Below are 14771 nucleotides of genomic sequence, written 5' to 3'. Positions count from 1 at the left end.
GGGCAGCTTAGGCCAGTGCTTCGCGTGTGCGGCGGGCGAGTTCGGCGGCTCCGGACACTTTGCGCCGCTGGTAGATGGCGAGGGTGGAGCGGAGTGAGGTGATCGCCTTGCGGGTGCGGTCCGAGGTCATTCCCTCCATGAGGGACAGGGCCTGGGACCAGGCGGCGACGGCCTCGTCGGCTCGGGCTTGGGCGGCAAGGCTGTCGCCGAGGTCGGCGTAGGTGAGCGCGTGGACCCGTTTGTACTTCTCCGGGTCCCAGCGGACCAGGGCATCGCGGTGCTGCTGCTCGGTGCCGACGTGGTCGGCGAGGTCGGTCAAGGTGCGGGCGGTGTGGCTGGCGACGGTGCCGGCGGCCGGGCCGCTGACGCGGGAGTAGCTGGGCTGTGGGCCATCATCGCGCAGGAGGGCGTCTTCGGCGGCGAGCAGGGCGCGGGCGGCTGCGGGCTTCTCGCCCACGGCGGCGTACGCGCGGGCGTGGGTGATGTGGAGCAGCGCCTCGGTCTGGCGGTCGACGTGGCCCAGGCCGCGGGTCAGTGCGCCCTCGACGAGGTCGACGCAGTGGTGGGGTTGCTTGAGGGTGAGGGCCTGGTGGGCGAGGGCACGCATCATCCAGGCGGCGTGGCCGTGTGGGTCGGCTTCGCAGGCGAGTTGGTATCCGACTTGGTAGTAGCGCTGGGCGGCGCCTTCCTGGCCGAGGTCGTGGTGCTTCCAGCCTGCGAGGTAGGCGAGTTCTGCGACCGCTCCGAAGGCTGCTCGGCGTAAGGCTTCGTTCGGGAACCGTCCGCGGAGCATGGGGGCTGCGGTGTCGGCGAGATACGCGGTGACGGTGGTGAGCCCATGGCCGCCACCGAGACGCTCGTCGGCGGCACTGAAAGCTGCGGTGATCTGGCGTACGACCTCCACGTCCTCCGCACCGACCAGCGAGTTACCGGTGCGGGCTCGAAGCATGCGCGCTGTGGCTTCGTGGTCATAGGCAAGGGGCATGGCGACGCCGGCCGCGGTGAAGGCGGCTACGGCCAGGAAGCGTCGGCGTTCGACGTCGGCACGGCCCAGGTCGGTCGCGGCGAGGACGGGATCAGCCTGCTCGGTCGGTGCCTCGCCCCCGCGGAGACCGATCTCCGTCTCAGTGACCGTGCGGCCTGCTCGCCGGGACAGTGCCTCGGCGAGGTACCGGGCGGTCCGGCCGGTCGGCTGGCGGTTGCCGTTCACCCAATGGGAGACAGCCGACTTGTTGGTCTGGAGGGTCTCGCCGTTCTCGGCAGCGATGCGTCGGATGTCCTTCGCCAGAGCCTCGTAGGTGCAGCCCGTCGCCTCGATGGTCTCGCGCAGGCGGGAGTTGGGTTCTCTCTGCGCTGCCACGATCGCCTCCGCTCCGGAGCTGTAAACCGCGTATACCGCTTCGACTGCCTCTCACCGTACCCACTGTGCGTGACGGCGTGTTCACTGAATATCAGCCGCCCGGCCCGGTCCGACACTGTGACCAGGCTCCCCCCTTCGGCCGGGCGGCTCCGCGAAGTTCCGTACCACCGCTCCGGGTTCAGGCATGCCTGCGCCCGAACCCGGCCGATCAGAGACGGAGACACGGTGACCACCATCGACACCACGGCCATCACGGTCGAGCTGCCCCAGGCGTTCGACGCACGCTGGAACCGCCTGCCGGGCATCCAGGTCGACGGCCGGCGCATCACGATCGACCCGGCCGAGTACTTCTTCCGCTTCGAGTCCAACACCTGGCTCATCGCCGACTGGGAGCTGGTCAAGTCCCAGCTCCTGGGCGTGGAGGAAACCACCGAGAGCGCGGTCGAGCAGCTCGCCCTGGACTTCATCAAGGCCCACGGCGAGTCCACCTCGGATGCCGCCCGCGTACTGTCCACCGCCTACGAGGTGTACGCCTACCTGTTCCGCGACGAACACCTCGCCGGGCTCGGCCTGCCGCAGATCACCTCCGAGCACCTGCGGATGCTACGCGAGGCCGCCACCCTGATGGCACTCAACAAGGTCGAGCTGGACGGGCACATCTCCAACGTCGGCCCGTGCTGGTTCTTCCCGGCCGCCACCTCGGTCGTCTTCGACCTGGACGACGAGATGGGCGGGACGCTGGACGAGGTCTACCACGGCGGCTGGTTCAACGAGCACCGCCGCATCGAGTCCATCAAGGCCCACGCCGCCCTTGGCGGTCGGCTCGTGCACGGCTGCCAGTCCGTGCCGGACCAGTCCGGCGGCGTCGTCGCACCCTACGGTGCCTCGATGACCGCCTTCCGCGACGACCTCGCGGCCTTCAAGACCGGCTGGATCGAGCAGGTCTACGCCCACCGCGTCAGCCCTGCCGCATAGCACCCGCACCGCACGCCCGGCTCCGGGGCGGGCAGGCACCTCTCGCCCGCCCCGGACGCCACCACCGCACTGGAGAGCCCTTCATGGACGCGACCCTCAACGCCGAACTCCTGGACAACCTGCTGACCCTCGCCAACCAAACCTGCGCATCCCGTGACCAGGTGCGCGTCTGGTCCATGTCCGGCGTCGAGCGCCTGACCTTCACCGACGGCAGCACCGCCATCTTCAAGTACGCCAGAAGGCCCTTCGACAGGGAGGACCAGGCACTCCGGTTGGCAAAAACGCTCGGCGTCCCCGTCCCTTCCGTTCACGCCTCCGCAGTCCTGGACGGCTGGCTCGGGATGCTGCTGGAAGACCTCGGCGCTCCCATCCGCGAAGCCGATGACCTCGACGGCGCCGCCGCAGCCGTGGTCCTGCACCGCACCCGCACGGCCGCCGCCCTGCCTGTCCTCGACCAGGAAGGTCTGCGCCGCCTCCCGGCACGAGCCTTGGAACACCTCGGCCACCTGCGCAAGGCCGACCGGTGGGAGGACACCCACGACATCGAGGACGCTCTCGACCACATCGCCCAAGCCGCCGAGACGCGCTCGGCCGACGCCACGATCGGCCCGTTCGGCTGGGTGCACTCCGAGTTCCACCCCACCAGCCTCCACATCGGCCGGCGCGGCTGGCGGCTGCTGGACTTCGCCCGCGCCTTCACCGGCCCCGGCCTGCTCGACCTCGCCAGCTGGCACGGCACCATCGAGGACCCCGACCCCGTACGTCTGCGGGTCTTCCTGGAGACGTACGTCACCGAGGGCGGCACCCCTGACGCCCTCGCCGAGCGTGGCGGGCTTCCGGCGGAGAAGTGGGCGCTGGGCTGGCACCGCGTCTGGGCCGTCGAGTGGTTCATGGAGCAGTCGATCCGCTGGATCAACAACCCGGCCACCGACCCGGCCTACATCAAGGCCGCACGCCGGCACCTCACCGATGTCCTCCACCTCCTGGAGGTCTGACGTGCTCGCCCAGGCGTCCCCCTGGTACGTCCACGCGCTCCAGCGCACCACGGCCGCCCTCGCCGAGCCCCTGTCCGTCCCCGCGCGGATGGAATGGACCACACGGCCCGGCAGCGGACCCGGCGCCGAGATCCTCGCACCGGATCTGCGCCGCAAGCGACTGCTGGAACTCGGCTGCGGCCCCGGCCACAACGCCGCCCACCTCGCCACCCGCTACGGCGCCCACGTCACCGGCGTCGACCTCGTCGGCCTACAGGTCCGCCGAGCCCGCTCCCACTACGGACGGCTGAACAACCTCACCTTCGTCGCCGGACACGCCCTGCACTACCTGCAGGCTTCCGACGAGCGATTCGACGCGATCTACTCCGTCTTCGGAGCGATCGGACTCGTAGCCCCCGAACTGCTGCTCCCGGCCATCGCCCAGCACCTCAAACCCGGATGCACCCTCGCCTTCTCCGTACCCCACCCCCAGCGGGGCGGCAGGCGCCCTTCCACCGACGACCGGCCCAGCCGCGACTACGTCACCCTCCCCGACCGCACACGCCTGCCCATCGCACGCTGGGAGTTCGACGCCGAGCGCTGGGAGAAGCACCTCGGACGAGCGGGTCTCTGGCTCGCCTCGGCCCAGGAGTTCCACGACGCCCGCCACGGCCTCTGGCCCACCACTCTGCTGATCACCGCGCGCAAGCTCTGACCCCAGCCCCCGGCCCCCTGGGAGAACCCGATGCGCCCGTCCTACCTACTTCTCGACATCGACGGCGTCCTCATCCCCTTCCCGGACGCGGAAGGAGCCGGCCCCGAGACCCACACGCGCCACGATGTCATACCCACCGGCCGGACCGCCGACAACCCGGTCACCATCTGGCTCAACCCCACGCACGGCCCCCTGCTCATGCACGTGATCCGGACCGGCCTGGTCACCCCCGTCTGGTGCACCAGCTGGCGCCAGGACGCCACCACGCTCATAGGCCCGCTCCTCGGCCTCCCGCCCCTGCCGCACGTCGACCTGCCGCGTCCGCAGATCACGACCAGCCACCCCAACGGCTACCTGTGGAAACGCGACCACGTCGACGCCTGGCTCGGCGACGCGCCCGCCATCTGGATCGACGACGACTTCAGCAACCTCGACCACGAGTGGGCCAGGGAGCGCACCGCCCGTGGTCATGTCACCGCCCTAATCCAGCCGGCCCCGCACGTCGGGCTCCTGGCCGAGCACCTGGTCGAGGTCCTGGCTTGTGCAGCCCTGTTGCGCGTCGCGCGGGCTGATGCCTCAGGCGTCCCATGTGAAGCGAAGATCGCCTAACGTGGCAAAACCGCAGGAATCGCTGATGCCCTCGTCACCAAGAAGGAGCGAGGGCATCAGTGTTGACAGCTATGTCGCCGGGGCGCAGGCAGTGTTGGTCCCTACCGACGCTGCCGGTGCTGCTGTTCGGTGAGCGTCGATGCCGCAGCTGTGATCTGGTGGCCACGGCTCTGGGAAGTGCCGACCGAGCCCGCGATGGTCGAGCGCCGGCGGGCGGCTTCGGCGCGGCGGTTGGGGGCCGGGTTTCGGCCGGTGTGCTGGATACGGGTGATCAGGACGCGGGCGGGGTGGCGGGCGGAGATCAGTTCGCGTTGGGCGGCGGCCTCCTTGAGGAGCTGGTGGGGTTGGTGGCCGCGGGCTTCCGCGTCGGCGAGGACGGTGGCGAGCGCGGGCCAGGCCGGGTCGGAGAGGATCCGTTCGGCGTGGTCGGGGACAGCTGCCCGTACGTCGCTCGCGAGAACGCGGCGGGCTTGGTCCCTGGGCGGTCGGGCTGTGAGTTCGGTGAGCGTCGGGGCGAGGGCGCGGTCTGCGGCTGTCTGAAGGTGTTGGACGGCCTGGCGGGCGGCGTCGGCCTGGTGGGCGTGGTACTTCGCTTCGTGCCAGCGCCTGGCGACGATGGTTGCCCAGAGGAGGGCTGCGAGCATGACGGCGAGTGTGCTGCCGTCGGGGCCGGTGGCGGTGTGGACGATGTCGCGTGCCGCGTTGCGCAGGGCGTGGGCGGCTCGGTCTTCGGCGCGAATCTGGGAGCGCTGGGCTCGGGCGAACGCCTTGGATGCGGCTTGGAGTTCGGCGCGCAGGTTGGCGGGTGCCTTCTGGGCGGTGGCTTCGAGCAGCTCGCCGAGGGCTGCGATGTGAGCCTGGGCGTGTGTGTCGTCGGTGAGGTCGGTGTGGAGGGTGTCGAGTGCCTCGGTGGCCTGGTGCCAGGGGGTGCTGGGGCGGTTGCGGCGGGCGGTGGGGTGCTCTTCAGGCCCGCCGGATTCGAGGCGTGCCTTGATCTTGGGCAGGGAAAGGTCGGGGGAGATCTTGCCTCCGGGGTGGAAGATCTGCTCACCGTTGTGTTGAGGTCGCCGGGGCGGCCGACAGCGTAACCGAGGAGGTCGCCTGACGGTCCGCGCCTGGCCTTGACCTCGATGCCGTCGGCTTCAAGGTAGGCGATGAACTCCTCGGCGCCTGTCACGTGGGGGATGGCGGCGCGGATGCGGTCCTGGAGCCACTCGGCACTGATCTGGTCCCAGCCGAGGCGTTCGGCCTTGTGCATCTCGGCCTGGGTAGGCCGGAGGGCCCCAGTACGGTCACCCTTCTTCAGTTGCCGCAGCCCGTAGACCTTCTCGACCTCTCGGCAGGCGTCACCGACGCGCAGGCCGCTGTCGTGGAGTTTGGGGCGGCGGCCGTCTTCGCGGACGGTGGTGGCGAGGATGTGGATGTGGTCGTCGGCGTGGCGTACGGCGATCCAGCGGCAGGCCAGGTCGCCGCCGGCGGGGGCGATGCCGGCGGCCTGGACGATGCGCTGGGCGATCTCGCCCCACTCGGCGTCGGAGAGATAGCGGTCTTCGGGCGCGGCGCGGACAGGGCAGTGCCACACGTGATCGGTAACCTTCTGTCCAAACTCACTGTTGCGCAGCCGCACGGGTTCGTCGAGGTAACGGGCGAGTTCGGTGAGGGTGGCGTTCTCGTCACGGCCGGGGTCGGGCATCCCGAGCATGGCGAACCCCGCGACGATGTGTGGGTCGAGGTGTTCGTCGTGGCGTCCGGGACCGTAGAGGTAGGCGAGCAGGCCGCGGGTGTTGGACCCGGCCGGCTTGATGGCGGCGATCACGCGGCCGCCTCCGTCTCCGGATCGACGGGCTGGCGCAGGGCCTCGGCGATCAGCTCCAGCAGCTGCTGGAGTTCGTTCAGGCGCTGACGGATGTCGGGTGGGGTGTGGTCGCTGTTGAGGGCGCGGGCGATCTGGTTGACGTTGACGCCGATCCGGTTGAGCTGGCGCAGAACCTGGGCGCGGAAGATATGAGTGCGGCGGCGGTCCTCGGATAGAGGCAGGTTGGCGGTGAACCGTCCAGTGACGAAGGCGAGGACGATGTCGGCGGCGAAGCCGGAGTGGCCCTTGTAGCCATGCTGGGCGGCAGTGTCCTGGAGCAGGGCGAGCTGGTCGGGGGTGAAGCGCAGGGGGCCGACGCGCTCGTCGCGTTTGGTGCCGTTGAAGCGGCGGATGGTGGGCTGCACGTTCTGCACAACGGGCTCGCCGGTGGAAGTCTCGGCGGTGGGGGCAGGGTGGAGAACTTCGCGCTGGACGGCGTGGAGTGTGTCCGGGTCGGGGCCGCCCTCGGCCACGGCCTCCTGGTCCTGCGCCCCCTGGCGCTGGGCCGTCTCCGCCTCCCCTGGGGCGGAGATCCCCGAAGTCCGGCCTTGAGTCGGACTCGGGGTACTACTGGCTCCGCCGGGGGCCACCCGTCCGAACGCACGCCGCAGACGGCTCATCAGCGTTGGGGACTTCGTCAGCGGTATCGGCACGTCGTGAGTGTCTTTGGGGCGGTGCGGGTCGTGCGTCACGGGCGGTGCTCCAGAAGAGGTGGGGAAGGCGGGCAGTTCCGCAGGAGGGGGCGGCGGAGTGGGGGGGCACCGCCTCGTCCACAGGTGTGGAGAAGCGGGCGGCGAGTGAGACGGGTGGCCGACTGGCCGGCGTGACCGGAAGGGTTCCGGTCACGCCGTGAGGATTTCGGTCAGCCGCTGTCCGGACTGGTCTCGGCGGCGGCTTCGATTTCGGGCCGGAGGGTGGTCATCACGTCGGTCTGCCGCTCGCTGCTGATCGTCAGCCCCTTGGCTTTAATGGCCTTTCGGAGCAGTGACCGGGTGAGCGTGCCGTGTTCGGCGAGGGCGATCCGGCCGATCTCCACGAGTTCGTCAAGCGTGGCGCTGGGCGGGCGGCCGCCGCGCGGCCTGCGCTCGGCAACCTTGGAAGCCGGTTCCGTCGGCCGGGCGGCCACGGCGGTCGGTGGCACGGTGAGCTGTGCGGGCTCGGCTGGTGACTCGGCAAGCGTGGCGGGTGCGGTGACCGGTGGTTCCGGCGCGTGGACCGGCGCGGGTTCCGGATGGCCCGCAGGCTGGTCGACGAGCTGGTGGATCTGCCTCATCAGGACGCCGAAGGCCAACAGTGCGGCGGTCGGGGGGACCGCGGCGACCACGTAGTCGAGCAGCGGCACGGTGCCCGCGCTGCCGGTGCCGTTGACTCCGGCCACGTTGAGCGCGATGGAGCCGACCGATCCGGTGGCCGTCAGGGCGATCGCCCACCTGTCGGTCACCCTGCGCAGGCCGGCGCGCAGCATGAGCAGTTCGCCCGCGACGATGAAGGCGTCCAGGGTCGCCGGCCAGGCCCAGCGGCGGGTGGGAGAGCTGCGCAGCCCGTGCTGTCCGGCGACCTCGGCGAGGTGTGCGTACGACAGCCAGAATCCGCTGATGGTGAGGGCGACGATGACGCCCCCGGCCGCACCGAGCGTGTATCGCTCGATGTCCTTCTTCGTCATCGACAGCCGTCCTCCGTCGGGGCGGTGCCCCCGACGGGTGGGTATGGGGGTGGGGAGGGTCAAGCGGGGTGCTCCTGGGCTTTGGTGGTGTGATCCGTCTTGCCGTCTTGGCCGTTGCAAGCGCAGGTCAGGGCCGGTACGGCAGGGCGTGGATGTGCCGTACCGGCGGCGTTCGGGGTCTTCCGGCGTGTGCGGCGCGGCCTGACGGCCAGCGGCCTGCCGGCGGCGTCTCGTCGTGTCCCCCTGCCGGTCAGGACGGCACTGCTACGTTGTGCCGTCCTGACCGGCGGGGCTGTGACCTGTGGTGATACGGCGAGGACGCGTGGGACGGCGCAAGACGGGTCCGGGCGGCGTCCTCTCGACGGCCGCAACTCACCATGATCGTGCTGCCGTCTTGTCGTCGGTTGCCGTCTTGCCTACACGCGCCTTGACCTGCGGAATCACGGGAGGGACGGCAGGGACGCCCACCCGGGGGATGCGGGGGTCAGTCTGCGCTGGGGGCGGCAGGCTCGGTATCCACTGGGTGGACAGTGGGGCAGTAGCGCCGCCACGGGTCGAGGAACTTGTTGCGCATGTAGCCCTTGCGCTGGGTTCCGTCGGGGAGGCGAACGTTGCCGGGCCTGATATCGAACTCTCGGAGCATCGCTGCCAGGTCCTTGGCGTTCAGCCCGTTGCGTCCCCACTCCGCCCAGGGGCTCTCGGCATCCAGCCGGAGCTGGTGGAGTAGTTCGTCCGTGGTAAGGCTGTCGGGCTCGCGCTGGGCTACGAACACCCTGCGGATGTCGGCGAGGATTCGGGCTCCGCCGGGCCGGTCCTCCTCTGCCTCGACCTCTGCGGCGACCATCCGTGCGCACGCCTCGCGGGCGCGACGGGGCCAGGATCCGGCGGCCAGGTCCGCGATGATGACCAACGGCTCCCAGGTGTCTGCGGCCCGGTCCTCCACCGGCATGTCCGGCTCCAGGTCCGCTGCCTCATCCAGCAGCGGCCTTGCCCATGCAGCGATCCGGTCGCGCAGGTCGTGCAGAGCGGGGATGTCGCGTCGGGAACGGAAGGGCTTGACGCGCTCGCCCTCCGCCCGGCGGCGCATACGGATCACCACAGCCCGATCCATGATCGTGTCGGGCAAGTCACCGATCCCCGCCAGCGCCGCCATGGCGAAGGTGGCGAACCGGTGCGGGGTGTGGTCGTTGCCGACCACCCGCGTGACGTAGCGGTTGCGTTGGTGGCCGGCGTTGAGCAGGCCGCGCATCTCCTCGTTCTTCTCCGCCTGCTTCGGCGTGCCGAAGATGGTGTCCGCCTCGTCCACCAGGAGCGTGGGCGGCTCCTCGGTGATCGACCGGAACACCGCCGCCGGTGTGGTGTTGATGGTGAGCATCGGGTCGTGGACCGTCTCGGTCAGCACGTCCAGCAGCCGCGACTTGCCGCACCGCTTCGCCGGCCCCACCACCGCCAGGCGCGGTGCGTGCTGCCAGGCGGGCTGCAGATGCGTCGCCGCAACCCACAGCGTCACCGCATCCAGCGCCTCCTGCGAGGGCAGGATCACGAACTTCGCTATCTGCGCACGTAGTTCGTCCAGCAGCGCCGAGCCGACGGTCGGCTCCGGATCCGGTGCCGGAGTCTCGACCGCCTCGCCCTGCGCAGTCGGCTCAGGTTCGCCCTGGTCGGGCTTGCCCGGCACTGCGACCGGCGGCCATGCGGTGGCAAGGGGTACGGGGGTGGAATAGGGCGCGGGGTTCTCAGGTTGCACCAGGTGGCTCCTCTTCTGCGCCGCCGGGCATGCAGGCCCAGCGGCGCGGATCGTTCGTTGGATGCGGGCGACGGGGATTCCCGAGCCTCCGGCGTTGCCGCGCCGGAGGTTCGCTGTGTTCAGCGACCGAACACGTGCTCTGTCCCGAGTCGGGACACTCGGTCTGCTCCCCGAGGGAACACGGACAGTACGTCCGGCCCATGCAACAGTCCAGCGTTTCTGTGTCAGCTCAGCGCAGAACCGTCTGCTAAGCTCCCCCGCCTTCACGCCGCCAGCCCGAGCAGCTCCCACAGATCTGCGGTCACCACCCGGTAGGCGTTGCCCAGCCGCAGCACCTTGCACGGGTAGGCGCCCCGCTTCGCCAACTCATAGCCCTTGCTCCGGCCGAGCCCGAGCGCTCGATTGCTGGTGTCCAGGTCAACGGCCACAGGAAGGGCGAGTACCTCTTCCCGGCTCATTCCCTTCGAGCCCTTCGAGTCTCCGGCCATCGCGTCGTCGCGCACGCAGTGCGCTCCTTTCCATGCAGCCCTCGGCGAACGCGGTCATCACGTCCGGCTCCAGGCGTCTACAAACCAGGATGGCCAAGTTAATGTGTCTTCATGACACAACGCGGTTTCGATGATGGAAGCGACGAAGACGACGTCCCTGAGTGGGCGGACCGGATCAAGGCCAACGTCGCCGGCGAAGTGCGGCGCAGAAGGAAGGAGATGGGATGGAGCGCGCAGGACCTGGCGGACCGGTGCGAACAGCTCGGGCATCCCATCCCGCGCAACGTGATCGCCAACATGGAGTCCGGCCGCCGGGCCAACCTCCCCCTCGTGGACGTCATGGTCCTGGCCGCCGCCCTGGAGACGTACCCGGTCTGCCTGATCTTCCCGGTCGGCTACGTCGAGGAGACCCAGGAACTGCCGTTCCAGCACCTCGTGCCCACCTGGGATGCTCTACGGCGCTTCACCGGGGAGGAGGACGTGCCCGGCCACGACGCGGGCCTGGTCCCCGACTTCGAACTTCACGCCAGCCTCGTGCGCACCGCTCTCGCTGCGCTCGAAGAGGAAGAACAGGCCCGGTTCGCGGCCAAGACGGCCACCAGCCGCGCCGAGAAGGAAGAGGCCGAGCGCCAGCAGGCCAAGTACGCCGATCAAGCCGTCTCGGCCAAGTACAGGCTCCGCTACCTCCGCCGCGACCTCCGCGAGGAGCGGGCCACCCCACCCGATCTGCCACCAGCGCTGGGCGACGTCGACCCGCCCGAACCCGATACCGAAACCACCCCGGAGGAACGCCCTTGAAGGGCTCCACCCACCGCCGCTGCTACTGCCGCGACCCCCACACGGGCAAGCCACTCGGCAAGAAGTGCCCCAAGCTCTCAAGCCGCAAGCACGGCTCGTACTCCATACGCCAGGAGCTCCCGCCTCGCGAGGACGGCACCCGACGCTCCTTCAGCCGCGCCGGCTACGACAGCCTCAAGGCCGCCCAGACCGACCTCGACCACGTCCGTGCCCTGCTCGGCCTCGCCGACTCCGACGACGCCGAGGGCCTGGCCCAGATCGCCGAGCTGCTGGAGAAGGTGGCTGAGGAGAAGGCGCCGCTGCCGGACATCGAGGCGACCCGCAGGCGCCTCAGCCACGGCCTGGACCTGACCAGCCGTCTCACCGTCGGTGAATGGCTGGACATATGGCTGGCGGGAAAGAAGGGGCGGCAGAGCGCCATCAGCCGCGACGAGAGCAACATCCGGGTGCACCTCAAACCGCGGATCGGGGACCTGCGGCTCGACCGGCTCAGGGTCACCCACCTCACGGAGATGTTCGAGGCCATCGCCGAGGCCAACGTCGAGATCGCCGAGGGCAACGCTGCGCGGCGCAAGGCGTTCGAGGACCTGGCCCAGATCCCCTGGAAGGGCCGGGAGCACCGCGCCCGCCGCAAGGTGATGAAGGCGGCCATCGAGGAAATGGAGCCCTACCGCCGCATCGTGGGCCCGGCTACCCGCCAGCGGGTCCGCTCCACGCTGCGGGCCGCGCTGAACGCCGCGATCGCTCAGCAGCTCATCACCTTCAACCCAGCGGCTCACGTCGAGTTGGAGGCGGGCAAGCGGCCTAAAGCACTGGTGTGGACCGAGGAGCGCATCCTCCACTGGAAGCGCACCGGCGAGAAGCCCTCGCCCGTGATGGTCCGGACGCCGGAGCACACCGGCCTCTTCCTCGACCACGTCGCGGAGGACCGCCTCTACGCGCTGTTCCACCTGATCGCGTTCCGAGGGCTGCGACGAGGCGAGGCGTGCGGGCAGAAGTGGACCGACACCCACCTTGACGCCGGCCTCATCACCGTCGCCAAGCAACTCGTCGTGGATGGCTGGGAGGTGTACGAGGACGACCCCAAGACCGACGCCGGCGCACGCACCATCGCGCTCGACTCCGACACGGTCCAGGCCCTCAAGCGGCACCGCGCCCAGCAGGACAAGGACCGCAAGGAGTGGGGGAGCGCCTGGGTGGAGACCGGCCGCGTCTTCACCAAGGAGAACGGCGAGATGCTCCACCCCGCCAACGTCACCCGGCGGTTCGTCGAGTTGTGCGAGGAGATCGGTCTCCCGCCGGTCCGGCTCCACGACCTCCGTCACGGTGCCGCGACGCTGGCCCACGCGGCCGGGGCCGACCTGAAGGACATCCAGGAGATGCTCGGCCACTCCTCGATCACCATCACGGCCGACACATACACGAGCCTGCTTCCTGAGGCGGACCTGGCGATCGCCGAGGCCGCAGCCAGGCTCGTACCGCGCGCCCGCGCCGCCTCCAAGGACGACGCTTCGGAAGCCCAGGGCTAGGCCGAAGGGGCGGAGGCGAACGTGTCAAACGGTGCTGATCCGTCCGGAGAAATCTCGGGCCCTGGCACCCCGTCCGCTCACGCACCGCTCACGCAAACGGCCCCGGACGAGACGTCCGAGGCCGAATAAGACCCCTCCCTGGGGGATAAACCCCAGGTCAGAGCGGTGATGCGTTGTGCCCCCGGCAGGATTCGAACCTGCGACACCCGCTTTAGGAGAGCGGTGCTCTATCCCCTGAGCTACGAAGGCGGGGATCTGTCGGAAAACGTGTCTGACACTAGTGCCCAGATGACGCGGGCGTCAGACGTGCTCCCGGCAGTGTTGCGGCGACAGAGCTGGCGTGCAGCTGTGCCACCGCCCACAGTGTAGCGGCTGGCGCTGTGGTGGCTGGAGGGTTGGTCGGCTTGGCTGCCGGGCGGCAGGTCGGAGCGGGCGGACGGCCGCGGTGTGGGAGGTCCGGGACGGGCGTCGGCCCCGTGGCGATGGGGTCGGGCCGCGCGGCCGAACGCTCTGGCCCGGGGCGCGGGGGAGGGAGTGGTTGACCAGGCGCAGCCGATGCGGATCAGCAGGCCGGCGTTGGCTTCATGGGCGGGGACGCGCTTGTGTCGGCAGGCCCGGTGAGACACGGGAGTGGGTGTTGACACCCACGGGGTTGCCACTTGAGTAGCCGTGATGGCTCGCCGTCTCGGGGCGAGATGCCACTGCGGCGGGAGGGTTTGAGCGCGCCGGCCCGCTGCGGTGGCCGCCGCCCGGAGAGGCCACTTGGGCAGGCCAGCTGGCAGCCCGCCTGGGGAGGCGGCAGGCCGGCTGGGGAGCGAGCATGGGCAGCCCGCCTGGGGAGGCGGCAGGCCCGCTGGGCAGGGCGCATGGGGAGGCCGCCTGGGCTGGGGCAGGCCGGCTGGGGAGCGAGCATGGGGAGCCTGCCAGGGGAGGCGGCAAACCCGCTGGGGAGGGCGGCTCGGGTTCGGGGTCAGGGCAGGAACGTGAGGTGCCTGCTGTGGGGGTCGAGGAGGTGGCCGGCGCGTTTGACGGTGCGCAGGGTGACGCAGCGGTCCGGGATGCGTACGCCGTCCAGCCGGGCCTCGATCCGGGCTTCGAGGCGGGTGACGTCGGACAGTTCCCGCAGCCAGACGCCCATGACCAGGTTGTAGGTGCCGACCGTGGTGATCATCAGGCGGGTCTGTGCCAGGCGGGTCAGCTGCGCGGCTGCCGTCGCCACCCGGCCGGCCGGCACGCGCATGAAGTACCAGGCCTGGACAGGGCGGCCGGAGACAGGCACGGCCACGTCCGTGCGCAGCACCGTCCGCCGGTCGGCAAGGAGGCGCTGCACCGTGTCCCGGGCCCGTCGTACCGGGATACCGGTGCGGGCGGCGATCTCGGTGGACGGCATGCGCCCGTCCTCGTGCAGGGCCGCGAGGACGGCGCGGTCCAGTCCGGAGAGCGTGGGAGCCGTGGCGGGGGTGTGGTGGGCGCGGCCGGTGAAGCGTTCGGCGCGGGCCGGGCTGAGGGCTCCCAGGCGCCAGTCGCTGGCCTCGCTCAGGAAGGACGTGACCAGGTGGGCGCGGACCGACCGGATCTGGGGCCGGGCGCCCAGGCGGGTCAGGATGTAGTCGCCGAGTGCGACCTCGCTGTCGCATCTGACCCACAGCAGCAGGTCGCGTGCGCCCGAGGTGACGTCCAGGGCGAAGCACTCCCGGTCGCTCGACACGGCTGCGGCCGCCTCTAGCGGATTGCCGGTGCACTCCACCTCCACCGCGGCCGTGCGCCACTCGCCGGGCCCCGGCTGGTATGCGGTCACCCAGGCCAGACCCGCCTCGCGCAGCCGGTTCCAACGGCGTGAGACGGTGGCCGCGTCCACTCCGAGCACGGCGGCGACCTTGGCCCATGAGGCGCGTGGCTCGATCTGCAGGGCGTTGACGATCTGCCGGTCCAGGTTGTCGATGTCGGTCTCCACACTTTGCTCAGCGCGCGTTCCTGCACAGAAATGCCCAGCGCGGACCGGATCCTGCACGAAGGCCTGTCCGAGGCGGCGTTCGCATGAAGATCACGCGTGGCCGT

The 14771-nt window shown here is 70.3% G+C and carries 12 protein-coding genes, 1 tRNA gene and 1 pseudogene; 6 read left to right on the top strand and 8 right to left on the bottom strand.

Features of this window, described 5'->3' with window-relative positions; translation table 11 throughout:
• Positions 1 to 7: 7 nt before the first annotated feature.
• Positions 8 to 1360 (bottom strand): tetratricopeptide repeat protein, encoded by a 1353-nt coding sequence (locus tag ABZ624_RS06545; RefSeq protein ID WP_360083295.1) that lies wholly within the window; start codon positions 1358 to 1360, stop codon positions 8 to 10.
• 225 nt (positions 1361 to 1585) lie between these two features.
• Between ABZ624_RS06545 and ABZ624_RS06540 the strand changes: the two genes are divergently transcribed.
• The 4 genes from ABZ624_RS06540 (at position 1586) to ABZ624_RS06525 (ending at position 4633) form a co-directional block, all read left to right on the top strand.
• Complete coding sequence (locus ABZ624_RS06540; protein WP_360083293.1) at positions 1586 to 2335, top strand: hypothetical protein; 750 nt, start codon at positions 1586 to 1588, stop codon at positions 2333 to 2335.
• Between the two features lie 83 nt (positions 2336 to 2418).
• Positions 2419 to 3330, top strand: coding sequence for an aminoglycoside phosphotransferase family protein (locus ABZ624_RS06535; RefSeq protein ID WP_360083291.1), 912 nt, complete (start codon positions 2419 to 2421; stop codon positions 3328 to 3330).
• A 1-nt stretch (position 3331) separates the two neighbouring features.
• The gene (locus ABZ624_RS06530; RefSeq protein WP_360083289.1) at positions 3332 to 4024 is read left to right on the top strand and encodes a class I SAM-dependent methyltransferase; all 693 of its coding nucleotides are present in this window, start codon (positions 3332 to 3334) and stop codon (positions 4022 to 4024) included.
• Between the two features lie 30 nt (positions 4025 to 4054).
• The gene (locus tag ABZ624_RS06525; RefSeq protein WP_360083287.1) at positions 4055 to 4633 is read left to right on the top strand and encodes an HAD domain-containing protein; all 579 of its coding nucleotides are present in this window, start codon (positions 4055 to 4057) and stop codon (positions 4631 to 4633) included.
• 101 nt (positions 4634 to 4734) lie between these two features.
• Here the strand turns inward: ABZ624_RS06525 and ABZ624_RS06520 are convergent.
• The 5 genes and pseudogenes from ABZ624_RS06520 to ABZ624_RS06500 form a co-directional block, all read right to left on the bottom strand.
• A pseudogene (locus tag ABZ624_RS06520) lies at positions 4735 to 6449 on the bottom strand (mobilization protein).
• Positions 6446 to 6961, bottom strand: coding sequence for a MobC family plasmid mobilization relaxosome protein (locus ABZ624_RS06515; RefSeq protein WP_360083285.1), 516 nt, complete (start codon positions 6959 to 6961; stop codon positions 6446 to 6448). Before ABZ624_RS06515 ends, ABZ624_RS06520 begins: the two are co-directional and overlap by 4 nt.
• 389 nt (positions 6962 to 7350) lie before the next feature.
• A complete protein-coding gene (locus ABZ624_RS06510) occupies positions 7351 to 8151 on the bottom strand; it encodes a DUF2637 domain-containing protein (protein ID WP_360083283.1) in 801 nt (266 codons plus the stop codon).
• 484 nt (positions 8152 to 8635) lie between these two features.
• Positions 8636 to 9898, bottom strand: coding sequence for a DUF3631 domain-containing protein (locus ABZ624_RS06505; protein WP_360083281.1), 1263 nt, complete (start codon positions 9896 to 9898; stop codon positions 8636 to 8638).
• Positions 9899 to 10161: 263 nt separating this feature from the next.
• Positions 10162 to 10356 carry a hypothetical protein gene (locus ABZ624_RS06500; RefSeq protein WP_360084043.1) on the bottom strand — a complete coding sequence of 65 codons (195 nt, stop codon included), beginning with the start codon at positions 10354 to 10356 and terminating at the stop codon, positions 10162 to 10164.
• Between the two features lie 141 nt (positions 10357 to 10497).
• Between ABZ624_RS06500 and ABZ624_RS06495 the strand changes: the two genes are divergently transcribed.
• Complete coding sequence (locus ABZ624_RS06495; RefSeq protein WP_360083279.1) at positions 10498 to 11184, top strand: transcriptional regulator; 687 nt, start codon at positions 10498 to 10500, stop codon at positions 11182 to 11184.
• Positions 11181 to 12713, top strand: coding sequence for a site-specific integrase (locus ABZ624_RS06490; protein ID WP_360083277.1), 1533 nt, complete (start codon positions 11181 to 11183; stop codon positions 12711 to 12713). Before ABZ624_RS06495 ends, ABZ624_RS06490 begins: the two co-directional genes overlap by 4 nt.
• A 176-nt stretch (positions 12714 to 12889) precedes the next feature.
• On the opposite strand, the gene ABZ624_RS06485 is transcribed toward ABZ624_RS06490, so the two are convergent.
• Both ABZ624_RS06485 and ABZ624_RS06480 read right to left on the bottom strand, forming a co-directional pair.
• Positions 12890 to 12962 (bottom strand) — tRNA-Arg (locus ABZ624_RS06485).
• 721 nt (positions 12963 to 13683) lie between these two features.
• On the bottom strand, positions 13684 to 14667 hold the full coding sequence (locus ABZ624_RS06480; protein WP_360083275.1) for an Lrp/AsnC family transcriptional regulator: 984 nt from the start codon (positions 14665 to 14667) through the stop codon (positions 13684 to 13686).
• Between the last annotated feature and the right edge of the window lie 104 nt (positions 14668 to 14771).

The sequence above is a fragment of the Streptomyces sp. NPDC007205 genome (genome assembly GCF_040634095.1).
In the GTDB taxonomy this organism is placed as follows: Bacteria; Actinomycetota; Actinomycetes; order Streptomycetales; family Streptomycetaceae; genus Streptomyces.
This window is presented reverse-complemented; position numbering and strand designations above follow the sequence as displayed.